Annotated in this window: 21 protein-coding genes and 1 riboswitch; of the genes, 17 read left to right on the top strand and 4 right to left on the bottom strand. The window is 35.4% G+C overall.

Going from position 1 to position 21,998, the window contains the following annotated elements:
* Positions 1–108 precede the first annotated feature (108 nt).
* From cshB to LWE_RS07355, 7 genes are all read left to right on the top strand, one after another.
* On the top strand, positions 109–1,416 hold the full coding sequence (cshB, locus tag LWE_RS07385; protein WP_003719744.1) for a DEAD-box ATP-dependent RNA helicase CshB: 1,308 nt from the start codon (positions 109–111) through the stop codon (positions 1,414–1,416).
* Between the two features lie 15 nt (positions 1,417–1,431).
* On the top strand, positions 1,432–2,325 hold the full coding sequence (locus tag LWE_RS07380; protein WP_011702260.1) for a deoxyribonuclease IV: 894 nt from the start codon (positions 1,432–1,434) through the stop codon (positions 2,323–2,325).
* Between the two features lie 15 nt (positions 2,326–2,340).
* The gene (locus LWE_RS07375) at positions 2,341–3,267 is read left to right on the top strand and encodes a manganese-dependent inorganic pyrophosphatase (protein ID WP_011702259.1); all 927 of its coding nucleotides are present in this window, start codon (positions 2,341–2,343) and stop codon (positions 3,265–3,267) included.
* Between the two features lie 144 nt (positions 3,268–3,411).
* Complete coding sequence (zurA, locus tag LWE_RS07370) at positions 3,412–4,185, top strand: zinc ABC transporter ATP-binding protein ZurA (RefSeq protein ID WP_011702258.1); 774 nt, start codon at positions 3,412–3,414, stop codon at positions 4,183–4,185.
* Positions 4,160–5,038, top strand: a complete 879-nt coding sequence (gene zurM, locus LWE_RS07365) for a zinc ABC transporter permease ZurM (RefSeq protein WP_041176346.1) — start codon at positions 4,160–4,162, stop codon at positions 5,036–5,038. The genes zurA and zurM overlap by 26 nt, the downstream gene beginning before the upstream one ends.
* A complete protein-coding gene (gene zurR, locus LWE_RS07360; RefSeq protein WP_003721950.1) occupies positions 5,019–5,444 on the top strand; it encodes a transcriptional regulator ZurR in 426 nt (141 codons plus the stop codon). Before zurM ends, zurR begins: the two co-directional genes overlap by 20 nt.
* A 136-nt stretch (positions 5,445–5,580) precedes the next feature.
* Positions 5,581–6,465 (top strand): peptidylprolyl isomerase, encoded by an 885-nt coding sequence (locus LWE_RS07355; RefSeq protein ID WP_011702256.1) that lies wholly within the window; start codon positions 5,581–5,583, stop codon positions 6,463–6,465.
* Between the two features lie 83 nt (positions 6,466–6,548).
* Here LWE_RS07355 and LWE_RS07350 read toward each other — a convergent pair whose 3' ends face one another.
* The 3 genes from LWE_RS07350 to LWE_RS07340 form a co-directional block, all read right to left on the bottom strand.
* Positions 6,549–6,875, bottom strand: a complete 327-nt coding sequence (locus LWE_RS07350; RefSeq protein WP_011702255.1) for an AzlD domain-containing protein — start codon at positions 6,873–6,875, stop codon at positions 6,549–6,551.
* Entirely contained in the window at positions 6,866–7,573 is a 708-nt protein-coding gene (locus LWE_RS07345) for an AzlC family ABC transporter permease (protein ID WP_011702254.1), read from the bottom strand. The genes LWE_RS07350 and LWE_RS07345 overlap by 10 nt, the downstream gene beginning before the upstream one ends.
* 150 nt (positions 7,574–7,723) lie before the next feature.
* A complete protein-coding gene (locus LWE_RS07340; protein ID WP_011702253.1) occupies positions 7,724–8,524 on the bottom strand; it encodes a DUF1189 domain-containing protein in 801 nt (266 codons plus the stop codon).
* 306 nt (positions 8,525–8,830) lie between these two features.
* On the opposite strand from LWE_RS07340, the gene LWE_RS07335 reads away from it, so the two are divergent.
* The 8 genes from LWE_RS07335 to LWE_RS07300 all read left to right on the top strand — a co-directional run bounded on the left by LWE_RS07335 (position 8,831) and on the right by LWE_RS07300 (position 18,913).
* Positions 8,831–9,439: a superoxide dismutase gene (locus LWE_RS07335; protein WP_011702252.1), complete on the top strand. Its 609-nt coding sequence runs from the start codon at positions 8,831–8,833 to the stop codon at positions 9,437–9,439.
* A gap of 129 nt (positions 9,440–9,568) precedes the next feature.
* The gene (locus tag LWE_RS07330; protein ID WP_011702251.1) at positions 9,569–11,734 is read left to right on the top strand and encodes a peptidoglycan D,D-transpeptidase FtsI family protein; all 2,166 of its coding nucleotides are present in this window, start codon (positions 9,569–9,571) and stop codon (positions 11,732–11,734) included.
* 198 nt (positions 11,735–11,932) lie between these two features.
* A complete protein-coding gene (locus LWE_RS07325) occupies positions 11,933–12,976 on the top strand; it encodes an aspartate-semialdehyde dehydrogenase (protein ID WP_011702250.1) in 1,044 nt (347 codons plus the stop codon).
* A gap of 11 nt (positions 12,977–12,987) precedes the next feature.
* A complete protein-coding gene (gene dapG / locus LWE_RS07320; protein ID WP_011702249.1) occupies positions 12,988–14,199 on the top strand; it encodes an aspartate kinase in 1,212 nt (403 codons plus the stop codon).
* A gap of 14 nt (positions 14,200–14,213) precedes the next feature.
* Entirely contained in the window at positions 14,214–15,095 is an 882-nt protein-coding gene (gene dapA, locus LWE_RS07315) for a 4-hydroxy-tetrahydrodipicolinate synthase (protein ID WP_011702248.1), read from the top strand.
* 19 nt (positions 15,096–15,114) lie between these two features.
* A complete protein-coding gene (locus tag LWE_RS07310) occupies positions 15,115–16,782 on the top strand; it encodes a ribonuclease J (RefSeq protein ID WP_011702247.1) in 1,668 nt (555 codons plus the stop codon).
* Between the two features lie 87 nt (positions 16,783–16,869).
* Positions 16,870–18,210, top strand: a complete 1,341-nt coding sequence (locus LWE_RS07305; protein WP_011702246.1) for a dihydrolipoyl dehydrogenase family protein — start codon at positions 16,870–16,872, stop codon at positions 18,208–18,210.
* Positions 18,211–18,262: 52 nt separating this feature from the next.
* Positions 18,263–18,913: a PMP-22/EMP/MP20 family protein gene (locus LWE_RS07300; protein ID WP_011702245.1), complete on the top strand. Its 651-nt coding sequence runs from the start codon at positions 18,263–18,265 to the stop codon at positions 18,911–18,913.
* 38 nt (positions 18,914–18,951) lie between these two features.
* On the opposite strand, the gene LWE_RS07295 is transcribed toward LWE_RS07300, so the two are convergent.
* The gene (locus LWE_RS07295) at positions 18,952–20,553 is read right to left on the bottom strand and encodes an ABC-F family ATP-binding cassette domain-containing protein (protein WP_011702244.1); all 1,602 of its coding nucleotides are present in this window, start codon (positions 20,551–20,553) and stop codon (positions 18,952–18,954) included.
* A 139-nt stretch (positions 20,554–20,692) separates the two neighbouring features.
* Here LWE_RS07295 and LWE_RS07290 point away from each other — a divergent pair, with 139 nt between their 5' ends.
* Positions 20,693–21,076, top strand: a complete 384-nt coding sequence (locus LWE_RS07290) for an MmcQ/YjbR family DNA-binding protein (RefSeq protein ID WP_011702243.1) — start codon at positions 20,693–20,695, stop codon at positions 21,074–21,076.
* A gap of 69 nt (positions 21,077–21,145) precedes the next feature.
* Positions 21,146–21,256: riboswitch (TPP riboswitch) on the top strand.
* Positions 21,257–21,323: 67 nt separating this feature from the next.
* Positions 21,324–21,884 carry an energy-coupled thiamine transporter ThiT gene (gene thiT / locus LWE_RS07285; protein ID WP_011702242.1) on the top strand — a complete coding sequence of 187 codons (561 nt, stop codon included), beginning with the start codon at positions 21,324–21,326 and terminating at the stop codon, positions 21,882–21,884.
* Positions 21,885–21,998 lie beyond the last annotated feature (114 nt).

Raw genomic sequence — 21,998 nt, 5'->3', positions numbered from 1 at the left:
TTTAATGAGTATAATGGATTGTTTCAACAAAGTTGTCTTATAGCGCGCACGAATGACCTAATATGTGCTATAATGGCTACTAGGTATAGAACGGAGTGGAAATATTTTATGACGAAGAAATCAAGGTTTGACCAATTTGGCTTTCAACCTTTTATTGGACTTGCAATAGATAAATTAGGATTCTATGAGCCAACAGAAGTACAACAAAAGCTAATACCAGGCATTTTAAAAGGGGAAAGTATCATTGGCCAATCGCAAACAGGTACAGGGAAAACCCATACTTTTATTTTGCCAATTATTAACAATGTGAATCCTGAAAAAGATGCAGTACAAGCAGTTATTACGGCACCAAGTCGTGAGCTTGCTACTCAAATTTATAATGAAATTCGCAAAGTGACAAAATTCAGCGAAAAAGAAATCGCTGTGCAACTTGTTATTGGTGGTACGGATAAACAACGTGCGATTGATAAACTAAAAAAACAACCACAAATCATTGTTGGAACGCCTGGTCGTATTAATGACTTAATTCGTGAGCAAGCCTTATTTGTGCATACTGCTAAAACATTAGTTATTGATGAAGCAGACATGACACTTGATATGGGCTTCTTAAACGATGTCGACCATATTGCTGGAAAAATGCCAGCTAATCTACAAATGCTTGTTTTTTCCGCAACCATCCCACAAAAATTAAAACCATTTTTAAGCAAATATATGGAAAATCCGCGTTATGAACATATTCAACCAAAAGTTGCTGCTTCAAAAACAGTGGAACACCGTATTATGGCAACTCGTAGCCGAGATAAATTAGATTTACTTAAAAATGTGCTAGTTGGTTCGCAACCTTATTTAGCGATTGTTTTTACAAATACAAAAACAACGGCTGATGAAGTAGCAAACGGCTTAACTGAACGTGGTCTAAAAGTAGCCAAAATTCATGGTGACGTAAATCCTCGTGAACGTAAACGGACTATGAAACAAATCGAAAACTTAGATTATCAATATGTGGTTGCGACAGATTTAGCTGCTCGTGGTATTGATATTCAAGGAATTAGTCATGTTGTAAACTATGAGTTACCAGATGACCTCGATTTCTACATTCACCGTACTGGTCGAACAGGTCGTGCCGGACATTCTGGTATAGCACTGACTTTATTTGAACCAGCAGACGAAGATCGTCTAAACCAGTTAGAAAAAATGGGTATTGAATTTAAGCATGTTGACTGGAAAAATAAAGAATTCGTTACGCTAGAAGATCGAAATCGTCGTGCAAAACGTGAAGCTAAACGAGAAACAGCTGATCCACGTGAGATTGGTATGCGTAAAAAAGCAAAACAAAAAGGCAAACCAAACTATAAAAAGAAAATTAATTACAAAATGAATGAAATTAAACGTCGTGAAAGACGGAAAAAACGATAAGTGAGGAATGAATTTATGCTAAGACTAGGTTCTCATGTATCAATGAGCGGAAAGAAAATGCTTCTTGGCGCAAGTGAAGAAGCTGCTTCTTACGGATCTAATACGTTTATGATTTATACTGGCGCTCCGCAAAATACGCGTAGAAAGCCAATTGAAGAATTAAATATTGAAGCAGGTTTAGAACACATGAAAGCTCATGATATGGATGATATTGTTGTCCATGCCCCTTATATTATTAACATTGGCAATTCCGTTAAGCCGGAGACATTTGAACTAGGTGTTAATTTCTTACAATCTGAAATTGAACGTACACGTGCGCTTGGTGCCAAGCAAATTGTACTACATCCTGGCGCTCACGTTGGCGAAGGAGCAGACAAAGGAATTAAACAAATCATCCAAGGTCTTAATGAAGCATTAATTCATGATCAAGATGTACAAATCGCTTTAGAAACAATGGCTGGAAAAGGCTCTGAATGTGGTCGTACTTTTGAAGAACTTGCACAAATTATTGATGGAGTCACACACAATGAATTATTATCGGTCACTTTTGATACATGCCACACACATGATGCTGGTTACGATATTGTTAATGATTTTGACGGTGTATTAAATGAATTTGATAAGATAATTGGTATTGATCGTTTAAAAGTCTTACATATTAATGACAGTAAAAACGAGCGAGGAGCACATAAAGACCGTCATGCTAATATCGGCTTTGGTCATATCGGTTTTGACGCACTTCATTATGTTGTGCACCATCCACAATTAGCTAACGTTCCAAAAATACTTGAAACGCCATATGTTGGTGAAGATAAAGCATCTAAAAAAGCGCCATATAAATGGGAAATTGCTATGCTGAAAAATGGCGAATTTGATCCAGATTTATTAAATAAAATTCAAAACAGCTAAAAGGAGACGAAAATAATGACAAAAACACTTGTATTCGGTCATAAAAATCCAGATACAGATACGATTTGTTCTGCCATTAGTTATGCAGAATTAAAAAAAGCACAAGGGGCAGATATTGAAGCAGTTCGTTTAGGAGAGCTTAATAGTGAAACAACTTTTGTACTTGATTATTTCCAAGCAACCGCTCCTCGTTTAGTTCAAACTGTTGCAAATGAAGTTTCTGAAGTTGCACTTGTTGATCACAATGAGCGCCAACAAAGCGCGAATGATATTGATGAAGTAACGGTTACAGCTGTAGTTGACCATCATCGTATCGCTAATTTTGAAACCTCTGATCCACTTTATTATCGTGCTGAGCCAGTCGGATGTACAACAACCATTCTTCTAAAAATGTTCCGCGAAAACGAGGTAGAAATAAGTAAAACAGTCGCAGGCTTAATGCTATCCGCCATTATTTCTGATACACTTCTTTTCCAATCACCAACATGTACAGAAGAAGATAAAGTAGCAGCTGAAAAGTTAGCAGTTATTGCAGACGTTGATATTCAAACATATGGCATGGAAATGTTAAAAGCAGGAGCAGATGTTAGCAAAAAAACAGTTGCTGAGCTATTACTAGATGCTAAAGAATTCAACATGAACGGGAACAAAGTAGAAATCGCTCAAATTAATGTAGTGGATGTGAACGATGTACTAAACCGTCGCAGTGAAGTAGAGGCTCTTATGACACAGAATGTAGTTGATAAAGGTCTTGATTTATACTTGTTCGTTATCACTAATATTCTTACTAACGACTCTATAGGAATTTCTATAGGTTCAAAAACTTCTGTTGTTGAAGAAGCATATGGTATTAAATTCGTTGAAAATCAAGCGCCTTTAAAAGGTGTTGTATCCCGTAAAAAACAAGTTGTGCCAATTTTAACAGATACATTTGCTAAATAATAATTCTAACCTGGAAAGGTCGAACCACTTTTCCAGGTTTTTTTATCCCAATTTTTAATTCGAAGTAATTACGATTTACATTTTGATCATTATTTTATATACTAGTAAAAGCGGCTAGCAAATGCTGTTAAAGGAGAAAGATGAATGCACAATATCATAGAAGTAAATAATGTAAGTTATCATTATGACAAAGAACATGCCCTAGAAAACATTCATTTTCAAGTAGAAAAAGGCAGTTTTACAGGTTTAATTGGTCCTAATGGTTCAGGGAAATCAACCATGCTAAAGCTAATACTTGGCGTACTAAAAAAACAACAAGGTAATATCTCTTTATTTGGAGAAAAACAAGCGGATTTTAAAGATTGGGTTAAAATCGGATTTGTTTCTCAAAAATCAAATGCTTTTAATTCTGCATTTCCGGCCACTGTAAAAGAAGTTGTCGCAAGTGGCTTAACCAAGAAAAAAGGTTTATTTAAAACATGGGATAACAAAGATAAAGCAGATATTGATTATGCTTTGAAACGAGTGGAAATGACCGATTATTTGCATCGCAATATCGGTGAGCTTTCTGGTGGGCAACAGCAACGTGTTTTTATTGCACGTGCATTAGTAAGTAGACCAGAATTGTTGGTTTTAGACGAACCAACTGTTGGTGTGGATGTAGAAAATGTAAAAGCATTTTATGAATTACTAGCCGAATTAAATCGGACAGAAGAAATGACTCTTTTACTTGTAACACATGATTTGATGGCTGTAAATACGTACGTCAATCATGTTATTAGTATTAATAAGCGAATTATTTTTGATGGTTCAGCACATGAATATCAACATTATTTGGCTGACCGCGAACTTGAAATATTAGCAGAACAGCGGAGAAAGGAGGATGCTTGTCTTGATTGCGACGCTTCTCCAGTATGATTTTATCCGTAATACATTTATTGTTGGTCTTGTGATTGGGATAGTTGCTCCATTATTAGGAAGTTTTATTGTTGTTAGAAAGCTTTCTTTAATGGCAGATGCACTTAGTCATGTGACACTTGGGGGAATCGCTGTTAGTTTATTTTTAAGTAAGACTTATTTGCCTCTAGCAGCATTAAATCCACTTTATCTTGGTTTTGGTTTTTCGGTTGTAGGTTCTCTTTTAATGGAAAAACTACGCACTGTTTATAAACATTTTGAAGAACTAGCCATACCGATTATTATGTCAGCTGGTATGGGATTTTCTGTTATTTTTATTTCCTTAGCTAATGGATTTAACACCGACTTATTTAGTTATTTATTTGGTAGTGTTAGCGCAGTGAGTCGCACTGATATGATTACGATTGTCGTTACAGCGATTATTGTTTTTATCGTTATTTTATCTTTATATAAAGAACTCTTTCTGTTATCATTTGATGAAGAGTATGCAAAAGTTTCTGGTCTAAAAGCCAAAGTGTTCGATATTATTTTTATGGTTTTAGTCGCTCTTGTAATTGCTTCTTCCATGCGGATTGTGGGTATTTTACTCGTATCATCTTTAATGACCTTGCCTGTTGCAGCAGCAATTCGTATCGCAAAAGGGTTTAAACAAACTATTCTATTATCCATTTTATTTGGTGAAATTGCTGTGATTGGTGGTTTATTTACAGCTTATTATTTAAATTTAGCACCCGGTGGCGCGATTGTTATCATTTCCGTGCTACTTTTAATTGTCACCATTTTATATCAAAAAATACGTCAAAAAATCTTAATTTCAAAACGAGGTGAGGAAAATGGGACTTACAGCAACTGAAGCACTCATGAAAATGAAGGAAAAAGGCTACAAACACACAGATAAACGTGAATTTCTAATTAACTTACTAGCTCGTAAAAATAAATATTTGACAGCAAAAGATGTATTGGAAAATATGAAAGATGATTTTCCAGGGATTAGTTTTGATACAATTTATCGTAATCTCTCTCTATTTGTTGAATTAGGTATATTTGAAGAAACAGATCTTTCTGGTGAACGGAATTTCCGCTTAGCTTGTACACACGAACATCACCATCATCACTTTATTTGTATGAAATGTGGTAAAACAAAAGAAATCATGATGTGCCCGATGGATTTTTTAACCGAAGCTTTACCTGGTTATCAAATTGATGGCCATAAATTTGAAGTTTACGGCGAATGCCCAGAATGTTTACAAGCTTCCTAATAGCAAAAAGGTCCATAATATGGGCCTTTTTTTATTTTCTATATAATGTTCATAATTATTTCATATTTGTTTCTCACTCTGGACACTTTTTATCGTTAAAGTAATAAGTATCCGAAAGAAGAAGGAGAGGAACCATTTGACAAAATTAAAAAAAGTGATGATTTCCGTAATAGCAGCCACATTACTATTACTTGCAGGCTGTGGAAGTAGTGCGGTGGTGAAAACAGATGCAGGAAGTGTCACACAAGATGAGCTGTATGAGGCAATGAAAACAACATATGGCAATGAAGTCGTGCAACAACTTACTTTCAAAAAAATATTGGAAGATAAATACACCGTAACAGAAAAAGAATTAAATGCAGAATACAAAAAATATGAAGAACAATATGGTGACTCTTTTGAATCGACATTATCATCTAATAATTTAACCAAAACTTCTTTCAAAGAAAACTTAGAGTATAATCTATTAGTTCAAAAAGCAACAGAAGCAAATATGAAAGTTAGTGATAGTAAGCTAAAAACTTATTATAAAACATGGGAACCTGATATCACTGTTCGCCATATCTTGGTAGATGATGAAGCAACAGCAAAAGAAATCCAAACCAAATTAAAAAATGGTGAAAAATTTTCTGACTTAGCAAAAGAATACTCTACAGATACTGCAACAAAAACAAATGGTGGACTTTTAGATCCATTTGGCCCTGGTGAAATGGACGAAACATTTGAAAAAGCAGCCTATGCTCTAGAAAACAAAGATGATATAAGTGGAATTGTTAAATCTACTTACGGATATCACTTGATTCAATTAGTAAAGAAAACGGAAAAAGGCTCATACGAAAAAGAAAAAGCAAACGTTAAAAAAGCCTATATTAAATCTCAATTAACTTCTGAAAACATGACAGCTGCCCTTAAAAAAGAATTAAAAGCAGCTAATATTGATATTAAAGATAGTGATTTAAAAGATGCGTTTGCAGATTACACCAGCACTTCATCAACTAGTACAACTTCAACATCTAATTAATATTACTTCGGAGTTATCCATAATTAAAAAGCCCTTTACTGGTTTTGATTCCCGTCAAAAACACACTCCAGTAAAGGGCTTTTCTATGCGATGAAGCGTATTAAAGCCATTGAAATAATCCCAACAATAACAATCCACATTAAATTTTTAGTTAAAATGGCTGTTAAAATAGTTGGTAATGAAGCCAGCAAATTTTCTATGTTAACGGTTGGAAAGTCATTAGTGCGAGTGATTAAAAGACTTTGAACAAACAGTGCAGTTAATATACAAAGAGGGACATAAGACAAATAACGAATCACGATATCCGGTAACTGCAATTTGCGAACGAAAATAAATGGTAAGATACGTGGTATGAATGTGACTAGGCCACACCCTAGAATTACGAGTAATGTATAAGTACTTATCGCCATTTTTCTACTATCACTCCCATCAGACATCCAAGTAACGTCGAAACCAATATAGCAAGTTCAGGTGTCATCACACGCATAAATAGAATTAAAAATATAGCTACCATCAACATAACAAATAAACTTGTAGCGATTCTTTTACTTTTATCACTCACAACTTGCAAATAAAGCAAACCAATAAACATCGCTGTTAGAGCGAAGTCAAGCCCGAATTGTTCAGGATTAGGCAACCAATTGCCAACAAATGCGCCAATGATGCAAGCTATAATCCAAGCCAAATAAGCGGTCACATTAATACCATGCATCCATTTCGCACTAACTGGTTTTTTATTACCAATCTGATTCATTGATACACCAAATGTTTCATCTGTAAGAAGGGCGCCAATCCCAATATTATTCCAAAGTGAGTATTTCTTAAAATAAGGAGCTTCCGCCATACTCATCAAAAAATGCCTAGAATTAATTAAGAAAGTAGTAAAAATAATAGCTGAAATCGGACTCTGTAAAAGTAATAATCCAGAAATAATAAATTGGGCAGCTCCTGCATAGACAATAATTGCAAGCAGTGTAACTTCTAAGACACTTAAATGAGAAGCTTTGCTCACAACACCAGCAGCAATTCCAATACCAACATAGCCAAGCACAGTTGGTAAACATGCTTTAACTCCATCATAAAAACTTAGCTCTACTTTCTTTTCCATAAGAAAATTCCTCCTTATTAGGAGTCCATACTCCAATCTAAAACACGAGCAATCAAAGAATAATATTTTTTTATCATACCATTTTTCCCTCGTAAAATCACTTGAATTTATGCAAAAAAACCACTTGCAAAGAGTACAAGTGGTTCAGTTTTATTTTTCTAAAATAGTGGGTTCGCTTGGTGGAATAGTTCGTATCGCAAGGAAAACAAAGATCATACTAACAACCATATTTATTTCCATTCCAAACGGTACAACTACTTGAAGTGCTTCCATTACCATTGTAAAAACAGCAGCAAGTGTAATACTGTAGGAAGCCATCATCCAGTTTTGACGGAAAGAAATGCCAGTGCGTCCAAAACCAGAAAGGATAAATCCAAATAATGAATAAAGCGCTACTCGGAAGAAAATAGACCCAAGAGTAAAGAGGAAAAGTATAAGTAACGCAATTGGAATAAAGTATTTAGCCAGTGACTCAATCGATGTATATAAATCAACTAAATCTGCTTTATTACTAATTCCAGCAGTGTCATAACTAATGGACTGTGATACGCCTGCAGCAGTGAAGTAAATACTATCAGAAAGAAAAGCTACTGCACTATCATAAGAAGCTATTTTATTATCTACATCATCTTTATCAAGAGTCCCAGAAGCATCAAAGTAAATATGTAGTTGATCTTGATCAATAGAGATAGGAATGTTTTTCACTGAATCATCTGTTAGAACTAATTTGCCATCCTTCACATTAAAATCAGGAATTTCTTTTGTGATTGTTTCTTCGCCAACTTTAAGCGCATTTTTTGTAGTAACGTTTGTAAAGTATGCCAATGGAAGAAAGGTTACAAATGATAAAACAATAATGTAAACAATACTTTTTCTGATTTTATCATTTCGAAACGATGCTATATCCGCAGGGGAATATAGGCTCTTCCAGAAGCGTTTAAAAATATTCATTCTTTTTTCAACACCTCACCTAATGGTTTAACTTATTCATTTTCGGGAAAAAGATACATGTATGTGTAAAAGAGAGCACTTTTTCCACTTAGACTTAATCATAGCTTGAAATGATTGCAAAATCAATATTGAAACATCACTGAGCAGAAAAATTGCAAGCTTTTCTAGGGCGTGGTAGGCTAAATGGTGTAAAGAGAAACTTTTTTTAAGGTGAATTTTAGTTCTATTGAAATAGGACATGAAACTTTTGCCTTATACGTAATTTCTTTTCACATAAAATAAAACCAATTCAAGGAGGAATTTTTAATGACTTACGAATTACCTAAATTACCTTATACTTATGATGCTTTGGAGCCGAATTTTGATAAAGAAACAATGGAAATTCACTATACAAAGCACCACAATACTTATGTAACTAAATTAAATGAAGCAGTTGCTAACCATCCAGAATTAGCAAGCAAACCTGTCGAAGAGTTAGTTGCTAACTTAGATAGCGTTCCTGAAGATATTCGCGGCGCTGTCCGTAATCACGGTGGCGGTCATGCTAACCATACTTTATTCTGGTCTATCCTTAGCCCAAATGGTGGCGGTGCTCCAACTGGTAACTTAAAAGCAGCAATTGAAAGCGAATTTGGCACATTTGACGAATTCAAAGAAAAATTTAACGCTGCAGCTGCAGCACGTTTCGGTTCTGGTTGGGCTTGGCTAGTAGTAAACAACGGTAAATTAGAAATCGTTTCTACAGCAAACCAAGATTCTCCACTTAGTGATGGCAAAACGCCTGTATTAGGTCTAGATGTTTGGGAACATGCTTACTACCTAAAATTCCAAAACCGTCGTCCTGAATACATCGACACATTTTGGAATGTAATTAACTGGGATGAAGCTAACAAACGCTTTGACGCAGCTAAATAATAACAAAAAGACTCACTGAGGTGGGTCTTTTTTTATTTCTAATGAATTTCTAATCAACTTACAGTGGAAAAATGATGTTTTTTCAGCTACAATAAGGAAAGGTATTATTGAAAAGTGAGGTAACTATGCGTGAAACTAAATTTTAGAAAAAAGAAAAAAGATTCCACTAAGAAGAAACGCGCCATCATTCCACTACGTTTAAATATTTTATTCTTTATTATTTTCATACTATTTTCCGTGTTAATTTTGCGCCTTGGAATTGTTCAAATCGTGCAAGGGGATACGTACAAACGTCAATTAGAAGAAACAGATAATGTTACTGTCTCGAAGAATGTACCACGTGGTAGTATTTATGATCGTAATTATAATTTGTTAGTTGGCAATTCAGCTGTTAAATCTATTACTTACACTAGAAGTCAACAAACCGAAACTTCTGAAACACTTCATGTAGCGCAAACTTTAGAAAAATTAATCACCGTTGAGCCAGAAAAACTAACAGATAGAGATTTAAAAGATTACTGGATCTTAACCCATCAAACAGAATCTTTAAGTCGTCTTTCAGCTAAAGAACAAGCACTTGATTCTTCTAAAGCATACAAAATCCAAGTGGATAAAGTAACAAAAGAAGACATCGCAAGTCTATCAAAAGAGGACTTAAAAGTAGCAACTATCTATAAAAAAATGACAACTGGGTATGCTATGACGGAATCTGTTATCAAAAATAAAGATGTGACAGATGAAGAAATCGCTCGTGTAAGTGAAAATATGGATAGCCTACCAGGTGTTGATACAACAACGGACTGGAATCGCTATTATACTTATGATGAAACTTTACGTTCGATTTTAGGTTCCGTTTCAAGTGCAAAAGAAGGTCTTCCAAAAGACAAAGCCGAGTATTATTTATCACAAGGCTATAGCCGAAATGACCGTGTTGGTAAAAGTTATTTAGAAGCACAATACGAAAGCGTTCTAGCAGGATCAAAATCTCAATCAGAAAGTGTACTTGATTCTAAAGGGAACATCATTGAAACAGTTAGCAAATACGAAGGTTCGAAAGGAAAAGATTTAGTTCTTTCCGTAGATGTTGAATTCCAAAAAGCTGTCGAAGAAATTTTACGTAAAAATATTTCTCAAGGAAAACAATATGGTGGTTCTGATTTATTTGACCGTGCCTTTGTTGTTGCTATGGATCCTTATTCGGGAGAAGTCCTTGCACTTGCTGGTCAGAAATTAAATAATAAAGGAAAGTTTGAAGATTACTCTTTAGGAACTTTCACAACAGCTTATGCTATGGGCTCTGCTGTCAAAGGATCTACTATTCTTGGTGGTATTATGGACGGGGCTATAACTAATAGCACTGTTTTAACCGACCAACCAATTAAATTTAAAGGTACTCAAGCAAAAAGTTCTTGGTTTAATAGAACCGGAGCTGGTAACAGACCACTTGACCCGGTTGGCGCATTAGAAATTTCTTCTAACTCTTACATGTATCAAGTAGCTATGAAAATGGGTGGCGCGAAATACGTACCAAATGGTCCACTGAGAGCACCACTTAGCACTTTTGATGATATGCGTTACTACTATAATCAATTTGGTCTTGGCGTTAAAACTGGTATTGACCTTCCAGGAGAACAAGTTGGATATAAAGGTGACGACCAAACAATCGGTAAAATTCTCGATTTCGCGATTGGCCAATATGATTCATATACACCTCTTCAAATGGCGCAATATGCTTCTACAATTGCTAATGGTGGTTCTAGAATTGCACCAAGTATGGTAAAAGAAATAAGAAATCCAAGTACGAACGGAGACTCTGTAGGCACATTAGCTACAGCAAACAAACCGAAAGTACTAAATAAAATCGGCGTTTCTGAAAGTGATATGAAAACCGTTCAACAAGGATTTTATGAAGTAACACATGGTTCAACCGGTACAGCTAGAACAGTATTTACTTCCAGTGAATATGATGTAGCTGGGAAAACTGGTACTGCCGATGCCTTTTATGACGGTCCAAAAGAAGGTAATAAAATGGCTAGCGTTTGGAATACAACTTTCGTAGGTTACGCTCCAGTCAAGAAACCTGAAATCGCCATATCAGTTGTTGTTCCATGGGCTTATCGTCCGTATGGAACTGACCATAAAACAAATATGAATATTTCTAAAGAAGTATTCGATAAATATTTTGAGCTAAAAAAAGAACGTGCAAAATCCAATAAAGATGCTTCTAAAGTAGAGCAACCCATAAACAATAAAGATGCAGCAGCTAAAGCTCAATCTGAGCAAACAAAAAATTAACCAAAAACCCACATTCTTTCATAAGAATGTGGGTTTTTGTATTTCTAACTAATAAACAATTTAAAAAATGGTTATTAATACATATAAAAAACTGCGAAATGACTTAGTTTATGGTATGATAAAGTAAGTGTAAAATTAACCAGATTTCTGTTTTAAAGCAGAGAGACGAGGATTAAATTGAAGGAGGAATTGTAAACTATGACAAAAAGCTATCATGTCGCAGTTGTAGGTGCTACTGGTGCTGTTGGTACCCAAATGATTGAATTACTAGAAGAGGCGGCGACTTTTAAGATAAAGCAAGTTTCATTCTTGTCTTCTATCCGTTCTGCTGGAAAAAAATTATCCTTCCGTGGTGAAGAAATTACTATCCAAGAAGCTACACCGGAAAGTTTTGAAGGAGTAGATATTGCATTGTTTAGTGCAGGAGGATCTGTTTCCAAAGCGCTCGCTAAAGAAGCAGTAAAACGTGGAGCTATTGTAATAGATAATACCAGTGCTTATCGGATGGATCCTACAGTTCCACTCGTTGTCCCAGAAGTAAATGAAAAAGCACTCTTTTCACATAAGGGGATTATCGCTAATCCAAACTGCTCTACCATTCAAATGGTTGCAGCACTCGAACCGATTCGAGAAGCTTATGGTTTAAACCGTATTATTGTATCTACTTATCAAGCCGTTTCAGGTTCAGGTGTTAGTGCTATCAAAGAATTGCAAGATGGTAGCAGAGCTGTTTTAGATAACAAAGAATTTACTCCAGAAATTATGCCAGTAAAAGGCGATAAAAAACACTATCCAATTGCATTTAATGCTTTACCACAAATTGATGTTTTCACAGAAAATGATTATACATATGAAGAGATGAAAATGATCAATGAAACGAAAAAAATCATGGAAGATGATACAATCAAAGTTTCTGCTACTTGTGTACGGATTCCGGTAGTGAGTGGACATTCTGAAAGTGTTTACGTGGAAATTGATAAAGAAGGAGTCCAAGCTAAAGACATTCAAAACGTCTTAAAAAAAGCTCCTGGGGTTATTCTTGAAGATGATCCAGCAAATCAGATTTATCCGCAAGCTATCCAAGCAGCTGGCAAAAAAGAAGTATTTGTCGGCCGAGTTCGTTCTGACATTGACGATTCCAAAGGTTTCCACATGTGGATTGTATCTGATAATCTACTCAAAGGTGCTGCATGGAATTCGATTCAAATTGCTGAAAGCTTAGTCAAACTAGCAATTATTTAGAGGTGTAAGAAATGAAAATCATCGTTCAAAAATTCGGCGGTACATCCGTCCAAAATGAAAAAATTCGTTTAATGGCATTTAACCATATCAAACATGCACTTAAAGATGGCTATAAAGTAGTTGTAGTTGTATCTGCTATCGGACGTTACGGCGACCCATATGCAACAGATACTCTTTTAGAACTCATAGGTGCTAAGGACACTAAATTAACTCCTAGAGAGCAAGATACGTTGCTTTCTGTAGGTGAAACAATATCTGCTTCCGTATTTACCAATATGTTGAAAGAAGCAGATATTAAAGCAGAAGCATTTTCAGGCGGTCAAGCAGGAATTATTACGTCTAACCATCATTTAAATGCAAAAATCACTGAAGTCGACACAAGTCGTTTAAAAACAGCACTTAAAACGCTTGATGTGGCTGTTGTAGCAGGATTTCAAGGTAAGGCTAAAAATGGCGATATCACTACACTTGGTCGCGGTGGTAGTGATACCTCAGCTGCGGCTCTTGGTGTATCATTACAAGCAGATTATATCGATATCTTTACCGATGTAGATGGTATGATGACTGCAGATCCACGTATTGTGGAACATGCACGTTCACTTCCACGAGTTAGTTATAATGAAGTAAGCAACATGGCTTACCAAGGAGCCAAAGTCATTCATCCGCGCGCAGTTGAAATTGCTATGACTGCCAAAATACCAATGCGAATTCGTTCCACTTATTTAGAAAGTACTGGAACACTTGTTACATCAGTAGCAGATGAATTAGGTCATTTTGATGTAAAAGAGCGCATGGTGACCGGAGTTGCGCACGTTACAAATTTAACACAAATTTCTGTCAAAACAGATACTGTAAAAGCGCAACAACAAGCTTTTAAAATTTTAGCAGATGCTGGAATTAGCCTTGATTTTATCAATATTTTAACCGATTCTGTAATTTTTACAGTTCCAGAAGAAAAACGTCTCGTTGTTAAACTACTTTTAGAAGAAGCTGATTTACAAACCAATGTACGAGAAAATTGTGCAAAAGTTTCTATAGTTGGCGCTGGAATTACCGGAGTTCCTGGTGTAACAGCTAAAATCGTAGGAGCTTTATCCGAAAAAAATATACCAATTTTACAATCAGCGGATAGTCATACAACTATTTGGGTATTAGTAAGAGAAGAAGACTTAATTTCAGCAGTGAATGCTCTACATGACGTATTTTGTTTGGAAATTAAGTAAGGAGGAAATGAAAGATGGATTTAGGGAAAGTAATTACAGCAATGGTGACGCCAATTCACCCAGAAAAAGATAAAGTATGCAAAAAAAGAATTCACCATCTCGTGAATCACTTAATAGCAAATGGCTCAGATGGTCTAGTTGTCGCTGGTACTACTGGCGAATCTCCCACTTTGTCACATGATGAAAAAATAAAATTATTCCGTCAAGTAATAGAAACTAATGCAGGACGCGCTAAATTAATCGCAGGCACTGGTTCTAATAATACCGCAGAAACAATCGCATTTACTAAAGAAGTGGCAGAACTCGGTGGCATTGATGCAGTCCTTGTCGTAGCCCCGTATTACAATAAACCTAATCAAGATGGTTTATATGCTCACTTTGTTGCTGTTGCAGAAGCTTCTGATTTACCAGTAGTTATTTACAATATTCCTGGGCGTAGTGTTGTCAACATCGAACCAGAAACAATTATTCGTCTAGCAAAACTACCGAATATTGTTGGTGTCAAAGAATCAAGTGGCAACCTAGATAATATAAGTAAAATTATCGCTGAAACTCCAGAAGATTTTCTCGTTTACAGTGGGGATGACAGTTTGACTTTACCAATTTTGGCTGTTGGGGGAGATGGAGTTATTTCCGTTGCAAGTCATGTAGTAGGAAAAGAAATGCAAGAGATGATTCAAGCATTTGCGCGTGGAGAGGTTCAAAAAGCAGCAAGCATACATCGTTCGTTACTTCCAATTATGAATGGACTTTTCGCTGTACCAAACCCAGCACCTACGAAATATTTATTAAATCAGCAAGGAATTAGTGTTGGACCTGTACGGCTGCCACTAGTTGATTTAAATGCTGAACAAGGAACGAAATTACAAGCTATATTAGAAGGACTTTCTAAATAGTTCAAAGGAGGTCTACGCTTTGACAATAAAAAAAGCGAAAAACATAAAAATCATTCCACTCGGCGGTGTCGATGAAAGTGGTAAAAATTTATATGTAGTAGAAATAGACGAAGATATTTTTATTTTAGATGCGGGCTTAATGTTTCCAGAAAACGAATTATTAGGAATTGATATCGTTATTCCAGATTTTAAATATTTAGAGGAAAACAAAGACCGGGTAAAAGCAATTTTCTTAACACATGGTCATGAAGATGCAATCGGCGCACTGCCTTATTTACTTCAAAAAATTAAAGCGCCTGTTTATGGTACAGAATTAACCATCGCGCTAGCCAAATCAGCGCTTAAAGAGCATCGCAAACTACGCTTTAAAAATTTCCATATAGTAGATTCCGATACAACTTTATCATTTTCTAAAATTGATGTCTCTTTCTTCCGTACAACACACACTATTCCTGATTCTGTAGGGATTGTACTTGAAACAAGTGAAGGATCTATCATTTATACGGGTGATTTTAAATTCGACCAATCAGCAAAAGATGGATACGCTTCTGATTTAAGTCATATTGCTGAATTTGGCGAAAAAGGAGTATTAGCATTACTTTCTGATAGTTCAGAAGCTGAGCATCCTGGAACTACCTCTAGTGATAGCTTAATTGAAGAAGAAATTAGACATGCTTTTAGAATGGCAGATGGTAGAATAATTGTTGCTTGTGTTGCATCTAATTTAATTCGTCTACAACAAGTGCTCGATGCCTCCGTAGCAACGAAGCGAAAAGTAGCTATAGTTGGTAAAGAACTAGAACGTGTATTTGAAATTGCGGGTAGTTTAGGAAAAATCGAGATTGAAGAAGATTTAATGGTGCCATTAAAAGACCTTAAAAAATATAACGATGATGAAATTACAATTATCGAAACGGGAAATCTGGGTGAACCAATCCAGTCACTTCAATTAATGACAAAAGGTAATCATCCACAACTTAATATCAAACCTGGCGACACAGTTTATATTACAACAACGCCATCGCCATCACTTGAAACGATGATGGCGAAAACCATTGATATGCTCTATAAAGCTGGTGCAAAAGTATTAACAATGAGCAATAATCTTTTCATTTCTGGGCACGCAAGCCAAGAAGACTTGAAATTAATGATTAACTTATTAAAACCAAGATACTTCGTGCCAGTTCACGGGGAATACCGGATGTTAATTAGCCATGCTAAATTAGCACATGAAGTTGGAATGGCAAAATCAGAAGTATTCATCGTTGGTAAAGGCGAAATTTTAGAATTTAAAAATGATAAAATGACAGCTGGAAATCGTGTTTATTCGGGAAATACTTTAATTGACGGTTTAGGGGTAGGAGACGTTGGAAACATCGTACTTCGCGACCGTAAATTACTTTCAGAAGATGGTATTTTTATCGTAGTGGTTACACTTAATCGTAAAACTAAAACAATTACTTCCGGCCCTGAAATCATTTCACGTGGATTTATCTATGTTCGTGAATCAGAGCATTTAATTGAAGAATCGTCCAAAGTTGTCACAAAAATCGTGGAAAAAAATCTACAAGAAACAGGTTTTGAATGGGCGAAATTAAAACAAGACATTCGGGATCAATTAAATCGTTACTTATTTGAACAAACAAAACGTCGTCCAATGATATTACCAATTATTATGGAAGTATAAAAAAATGAACTGCTGCACATTTGTGTGGCAGTTTTTTCGTTTAAAAGTAAAATAGACGGGAAAACAAGCTAGGAAGGAGTGATTCAAATGACAGAATATACATATGATGTTGTTATAATCGGAAGTGGTGCAAGCGGAACAACTGTTGCTTTTGAAGCACAGGCTGCTGGATTAAAAGTAGCCATTATAGAGGAACGTAGTTGGGGTGGAACATGTGTCCTAAGAGGCTGTGATCCAAAAAAAGTACTTATCGGTGCAGCTGAAGCTAGAAATCTCTCAACAAGACTACGCGGCAAAGGAATTAAACAAGCTGCATCAATCAGCTGGCAAGATTTAATGGCTTTTAAAGAAACATTTGTAGAGGATGTACCTGAAAGTCGTTTAGAAAGTTTTCAAGAAGCTGGAATCGAAACTTTTTTCGGTCAAGCAATTTTTCAAGATTCACATACTTTGCAAGTTGGAAAGGATTTACTTAATGCAGAAAAAATTGTCATCGCAACGGGCGCGGTTCCAAGTAGCTTAAAAGTAGAAGGTCAAGAATATATTCAAAACAGTGATGATTTTTTATCGCTTAAAGAGTTACCTGAATCTGTTGTTTTTATTGGCGGTGGTTATATTTCCTTTGAATTTGCTTCAATTGCTTTAGCAGCCGGAAGAGAGGTGCATATAATCCATCACAACAGTGAGCCGTTAAAGAAATTCGATCCTGACTTTGTCGCTGCATTAGTTTCTAACATGAAAGAAGAAGGAGTTCATTTTCATTTCGATATAGATATTACTAAAATTGTAAAAAATAATGGAAAACTTCATATTGATGGAAAAAACAATTTCTCTTTAAACACGGATTTAATTATAGGCGCGACAGGAAGAACTCCAAATATTGCACATTTAGCATTAGAAAAAGCTAATATTGACTATACTAAAAAAGGCATCACTGTGAATGAAAAAATGCAAACAGTTAATAATGAGCATATATATGCTTGTGGAGACGTCGCTGCTTCAAAAGGTGCTCCTCTAACACCAGTTGTCAGTATGGAAGCTCTTCTGGTCGCGAAGAATATTTTAGGTAAAGATGAAAAAATTAATTATCCTGCCATTCCAAGTGTTGTTTTTACAAGTCCAAAACTTGCAAGTATAGGTATTAGTATGGAGGAAGCCAAAGCTAATCCTGAGAAATATCAAATTAAAAGCCATGACACAACTAATTGGTATACTTATAAACGCACAAACGAACAATTAGCACTCGCAAAAATAATTGAGGATAGAGAAACTGGTCAAATAAGAGGTGCTCACTTTCTTAGTGAAGAAGCAGATTATATGATAAATTATATCGCTATATTAATGAAAGCAAGCTTAACTTTAGCTGATTTAAATTCTGTTATATTTGCTTATCCTTCCCCAGCAAGTGACTTAACTGCTTTGAACTAAATGCTAAATATGTTATAGTTGGGTAGAAATTCGCATAAAAGGAGCAAATTAGATGGAAATTTGGATTATTGCCGGAATATGTGCTTTCTTAATTTTTATCGCTGGTATCGTTATTTTATTTTTTCCAGCCAAACGAAAAATCGGCGCAATTTTGACAAGCGCTGGAATGTTATTATTGGTTGGTTCTATTATTGGTATCATCGTTAGTTTTGTTCATTATCAACAAGTCCAAAATGATATCTTCAATTATTCTTCTAAAAATGCAAGTCCAGCATCTGCTGAAGAAACAAAAAAGTACCAAGTAAAATATGAAGATTCCTCAGATAATATTAAGAAAAAAATCACCTCTGTCACGGTCGAAAAGAAAGATACTTATTCTACATTAGAACGTAAGTCAGTTCCTGGAAGTATTACGTTAGAACTCGAAATCACTAATAACGCCACTAAAGACCTTGAAACTTATCCAAATCAAGGACAACTTGAAGCAAATAAAATTGATATAAATGGAGGAGATGCTGTTTTATCAGATTTTGAAACGACGACCATCAAGCCAGGTGAAACAGCCAAAGGAAAAATCGTTTTTCCTGTTGAAAAATTAGATAAAGCCTCTGATATTACATGGATTTCTTATAGCTTCCTAAGTTATTTAACAGATTCTTCCACACCAATCACAACTGAAACAGGCAAAATCGAACTTAAATAAAAAAACAATATCCCGCTAATGGGATATTGTTTTTTTGCTTATTCAGCAACATTCATAACTTCTTTTAGATATTCATCATAAGAAATTTCTTTATTATAAAATTGATCTTTAGATAAGTTAATAATACGAGTTGCAATTGTTTGTAGTAACTGATGGTCATGAGAAGCAAAAATCATGGCACCTTTAAATGATTCAAGACCGTTATTTAAGGCTGTGATAGACTCTAAATCCAAGTGGTTAGTAGGTTCATCTAGTAAAAGGACGTTAGAACCAGAAAGCATCATTTTTGATAACATACAACGAACTTTCTCTCCACCAGATAGGACGCGTACTTTTTTAAGTACTTCATCACCACTGAATAGCATACGGCCAAGGAATCCGCGTAAGAATGCTTCACTATCATCTTCTGGAGAGAATTGACGTAACCATTCTACAAGACTCATGTCGTTTTCCTCAAAGAATTCTGAGTTATCTTTAGGGAAATAACTTTGGCTTGTTGTGATACCCCATTTATAACTACCTTCATCAGGTTCCATTTCACCAGCCAAAATTTGGAAAAGAACTGTTTTAGCAACTTCATCATCGCCAACTAAAGCAACTTTGTCATTACGATTAATAGAGAAAGAAAGATTATCAAGTATCTTCACGCCATCAATTGTTTTTGACAAATTGGTCACTGTCAGAAGGTCATTCCCAACTTCACGATCCGGTTTAAACTGAATAAAAGGGTAACGACGACTAGAAGGTTGAATATCTTCCAGTGTGATTTTTTCGAGCATTTTTTTACGACTTGTTGCTTGTTTAGATTTTGATGCGTTCGCACTAAATCTGGCAATAAAGTCTTGTAGTTCTTTCATTTTTTCTTCTTTTTTCTTATTACGATCGCCCATCATTGTTTGAGCTAATTGACTAGATTCATACCAGAAATCATAGTTACCAACATATAATTTAATTTTACTAAAATCAAGATCCGCAATATGAGTACATACTTTATTCAAGAAATGACGATCATGGGATACAACGATAACAGTATTATCAAAGTTAATTAAAAATTCTTCTAACCAATGAATGGCACGAATGTCAAGGTGGTTAGTAGGCTCATCCAGAAGTAAGATATCTGGTTTACCGAATAAAGCTTGCGCAAGTAGCACTTTTACTTTTTCTCCACCAGTTAAATCTTTCATTAGTTTTCCGTGCAAGTCAGTAGGGATACCTAAACCGTTTAATAAAACAGCAGCGTCTGATTCTGCTTCCCAACCATCTAATTCAGCAAATTCACCTTCTAGTTCGGCAGCACGAATACCATCTGCATCACTAAAATCTTCTTTCATATAAATGGCATTTTTTTCGTCCATAATTTTATATAGACGTTCATGTCCCATAATTACCGTGTTGAGTACGAGTTCATCATCATACTGGAAATGATCTTGGCGAAGGACAGCTAGACGCTCACCTGAACCAATATGCACATTACCACTTTGTGAATCAAGCTCGCCAGAAAGCACTTTTAGGAACGTTGATTTACCAGCACCGTTTGCTCCAATAAGCCCATAACAGTTCCCTGGTAAAAATTTAATCGAAACATCTTCAAATAGCTTTTTATCGCCGTAGCGTAAGCCAACATTATTTACAGTTAACATTTTCTTCCTCCAATACTAAGTTACTTCTTCTTGAAATCAGAAAAAGCACAATTACTACTATTTTAACATGGTTAGTGTAGCAAAGAAAGCATACACGCATAAATAAATGTTATAATAGGAAGATAAGGGGGAGAAACCGATGAATTACGAGCAAACTTTACAAGAAAAAGTCGCGCTTTGTCTAACTTTACAAGGTGCTAAAGAAACTTTTCCTTTTGACAATAAAATGCACGCTTTAACTATTGGTGGTAAAATTTTTGCGCTTATTCATATGTATCATGGTGATTTATTCGTAAGTGTTAAATGCCAACCAGAAAAAATTGATCAATTACGCGATGAATATCAGAGTATAATACCTGGATATCATTTGAATAAAAAACATTGGATAACTTTAGTGATAAACGAAAAATATGATGTGGAACCTAAAATAGAAATGGCGTTAATTCAAAATAGTTATCAGCTCATTTTTGACAAACTTCCAAAAAAAGCACAATATACCGTTAAATTTTCCACTAATGACTAATGAAAACAAATAATTCTTTACAAAAAATCATCTCATGCTATAATAATTGATGTACGATAATTTCATAGACGTTACCACAGGGGGGGCTTCTTAGCTGAGATTGAATCCGTATGTTTTTGGATTCTGACCCTTTGAACCTGTTCGTTAATACGAGCGTAGGGATTGTGGCGATTGCATTTCTAACGATAGAAACTGCTTTCTTCTGGGGTACGTTTTTGACCAAAAAGAAGAGGGGAGTTTATTTTTTATGCAAAACAAACGATTAATTATTTTACTAGAATGTGCTATTTTTGCAGCAGTTGCAATGGTACTAAGTTTTATCCCGTTAGACATTGGATCCAGTTTCTCCATTTCACTTGGAATGATTCCAATGTATGTTATTGCTATTAGACGAGGCTTTTGGGCGGCTGGATTCGCGGGGCTTTTATGGGGATTGTTACATTTTTTAACAGGTAAAGCTTATATTCTAATGCCATCTCAAGCAATTATTGAATATATTTTAGCATTCAGTTTCATTGCATTTAGTGGTGTATTTAGTAAACAGGTTCGAATTAATTTAGCTGCAAACAAACTAAAAGAAGCGATTCAGTGGGCATGGGGGACTATGATTATTGGAGGAGTAGCTAGATATTTTTGGCATTATGTTGCAGGTGTGTTATTCTGGGGCGCATATGCTTTCAAAGGTTGGGGCGCTCAATTATTCTCCATTGTGATGAACGGGGCAAGCTGTCTTGGTACTGTCGTTGTTTCGGGTATTATCATTTCGATATTACTGAAAACCTCACCAAAATTATTCTTACCAAAATAACCACAAGGTCCAGAAGCAATTGCTTTTGGGCCTTTTTAAGTGTGTTATAATGAAATAAATACTATATTGCAGCTTATTACAATGCTCATTTTCACGATTACAAGTTTAGCATCG

The sequence above is a fragment of the Listeria welshimeri serovar 6b str. SLCC5334 genome, assembly GCF_000060285.1.
GTDB classification, from domain to species: domain Bacteria; phylum Bacillota; class Bacilli; order Lactobacillales; family Listeriaceae; genus Listeria; species Listeria welshimeri.
The sequence above is the reverse complement of the archived record's forward strand: the minus strand, read 5'-3'. Positions and strand labels throughout refer to the sequence as shown.

Bases quoted from the DNA above. Each gene is read 5' to 3' on its own strand.
- LWE_RS07325 (WP_011702250.1), top strand. From the start codon at position 11,933: ATGACAAAAAGCTATCATGTCGCAGTTGTAGGTGCTACTGGTGCTGTT.
- LWE_RS07290 (WP_011702243.1), top strand. From the start codon at position 20,693: ATGAATTACGAGCAAACTTTACAAGAAAAAGTCGCGCTTTGTCTAACT.
- dapG (WP_011702249.1), top strand. From the start codon at position 12,988: ATGAAAATCATCGTTCAAAAATTCGGCGGTACATCCGTCCAAAATGAA.
- LWE_RS07335 (WP_011702252.1), top strand. From the start codon at position 8,831: ATGACTTACGAATTACCTAAATTACCTTATACTTATGATGCTTTGGAG.
- zurA (WP_011702258.1), top strand. From the start codon at position 3,412: ATGCACAATATCATAGAAGTAAATAATGTAAGTTATCATTATGACAAA.
- LWE_RS07350 (WP_011702255.1), bottom strand. From the start codon at position 6,875: ATGGCGATAAGTACTTATACATTACTCGTAATTCTAGGGTGTGGCCTA.
- LWE_RS07340 (WP_011702253.1), bottom strand. From the start codon at position 8,524: ATGAATATTTTTAAACGCTTCTGGAAGAGCCTATATTCCCCTGCGGAT.
- cshB (WP_003719744.1), top strand. From the start codon at position 109: ATGACGAAGAAATCAAGGTTTGACCAATTTGGCTTTCAACCTTTTATT.
- dapA (WP_011702248.1), top strand. From the start codon at position 14,214: ATGGATTTAGGGAAAGTAATTACAGCAATGGTGACGCCAATTCACCCA.
- thiT (WP_011702242.1), top strand. From the start codon at position 21,324: ATGCAAAACAAACGATTAATTATTTTACTAGAATGTGCTATTTTTGCA.
- zurR (WP_003721950.1), top strand. From the start codon at position 5,019: ATGGGACTTACAGCAACTGAAGCACTCATGAAAATGAAGGAAAAAGGC.
- LWE_RS07345 (WP_011702254.1), bottom strand. From the start codon at position 7,573: ATGGAAAAGAAAGTAGAGCTAAGTTTTTATGATGGAGTTAAAGCATGT.
- LWE_RS07375 (WP_011702259.1), top strand. From the start codon at position 2,341: ATGACAAAAACACTTGTATTCGGTCATAAAAATCCAGATACAGATACG.
- LWE_RS07300 (WP_011702245.1), top strand. From the start codon at position 18,263: ATGGAAATTTGGATTATTGCCGGAATATGTGCTTTCTTAATTTTTATC.
- LWE_RS07380 (WP_011702260.1), top strand. From the start codon at position 1,432: ATGCTAAGACTAGGTTCTCATGTATCAATGAGCGGAAAGAAAATGCTT.
- LWE_RS07295 (WP_011702244.1), bottom strand. From the start codon at position 20,553: ATGTTAACTGTAAATAATGTTGGCTTACGCTACGGCGATAAAAAGCTA.
- LWE_RS07305 (WP_011702246.1), top strand. From the start codon at position 16,870: ATGACAGAATATACATATGATGTTGTTATAATCGGAAGTGGTGCAAGC.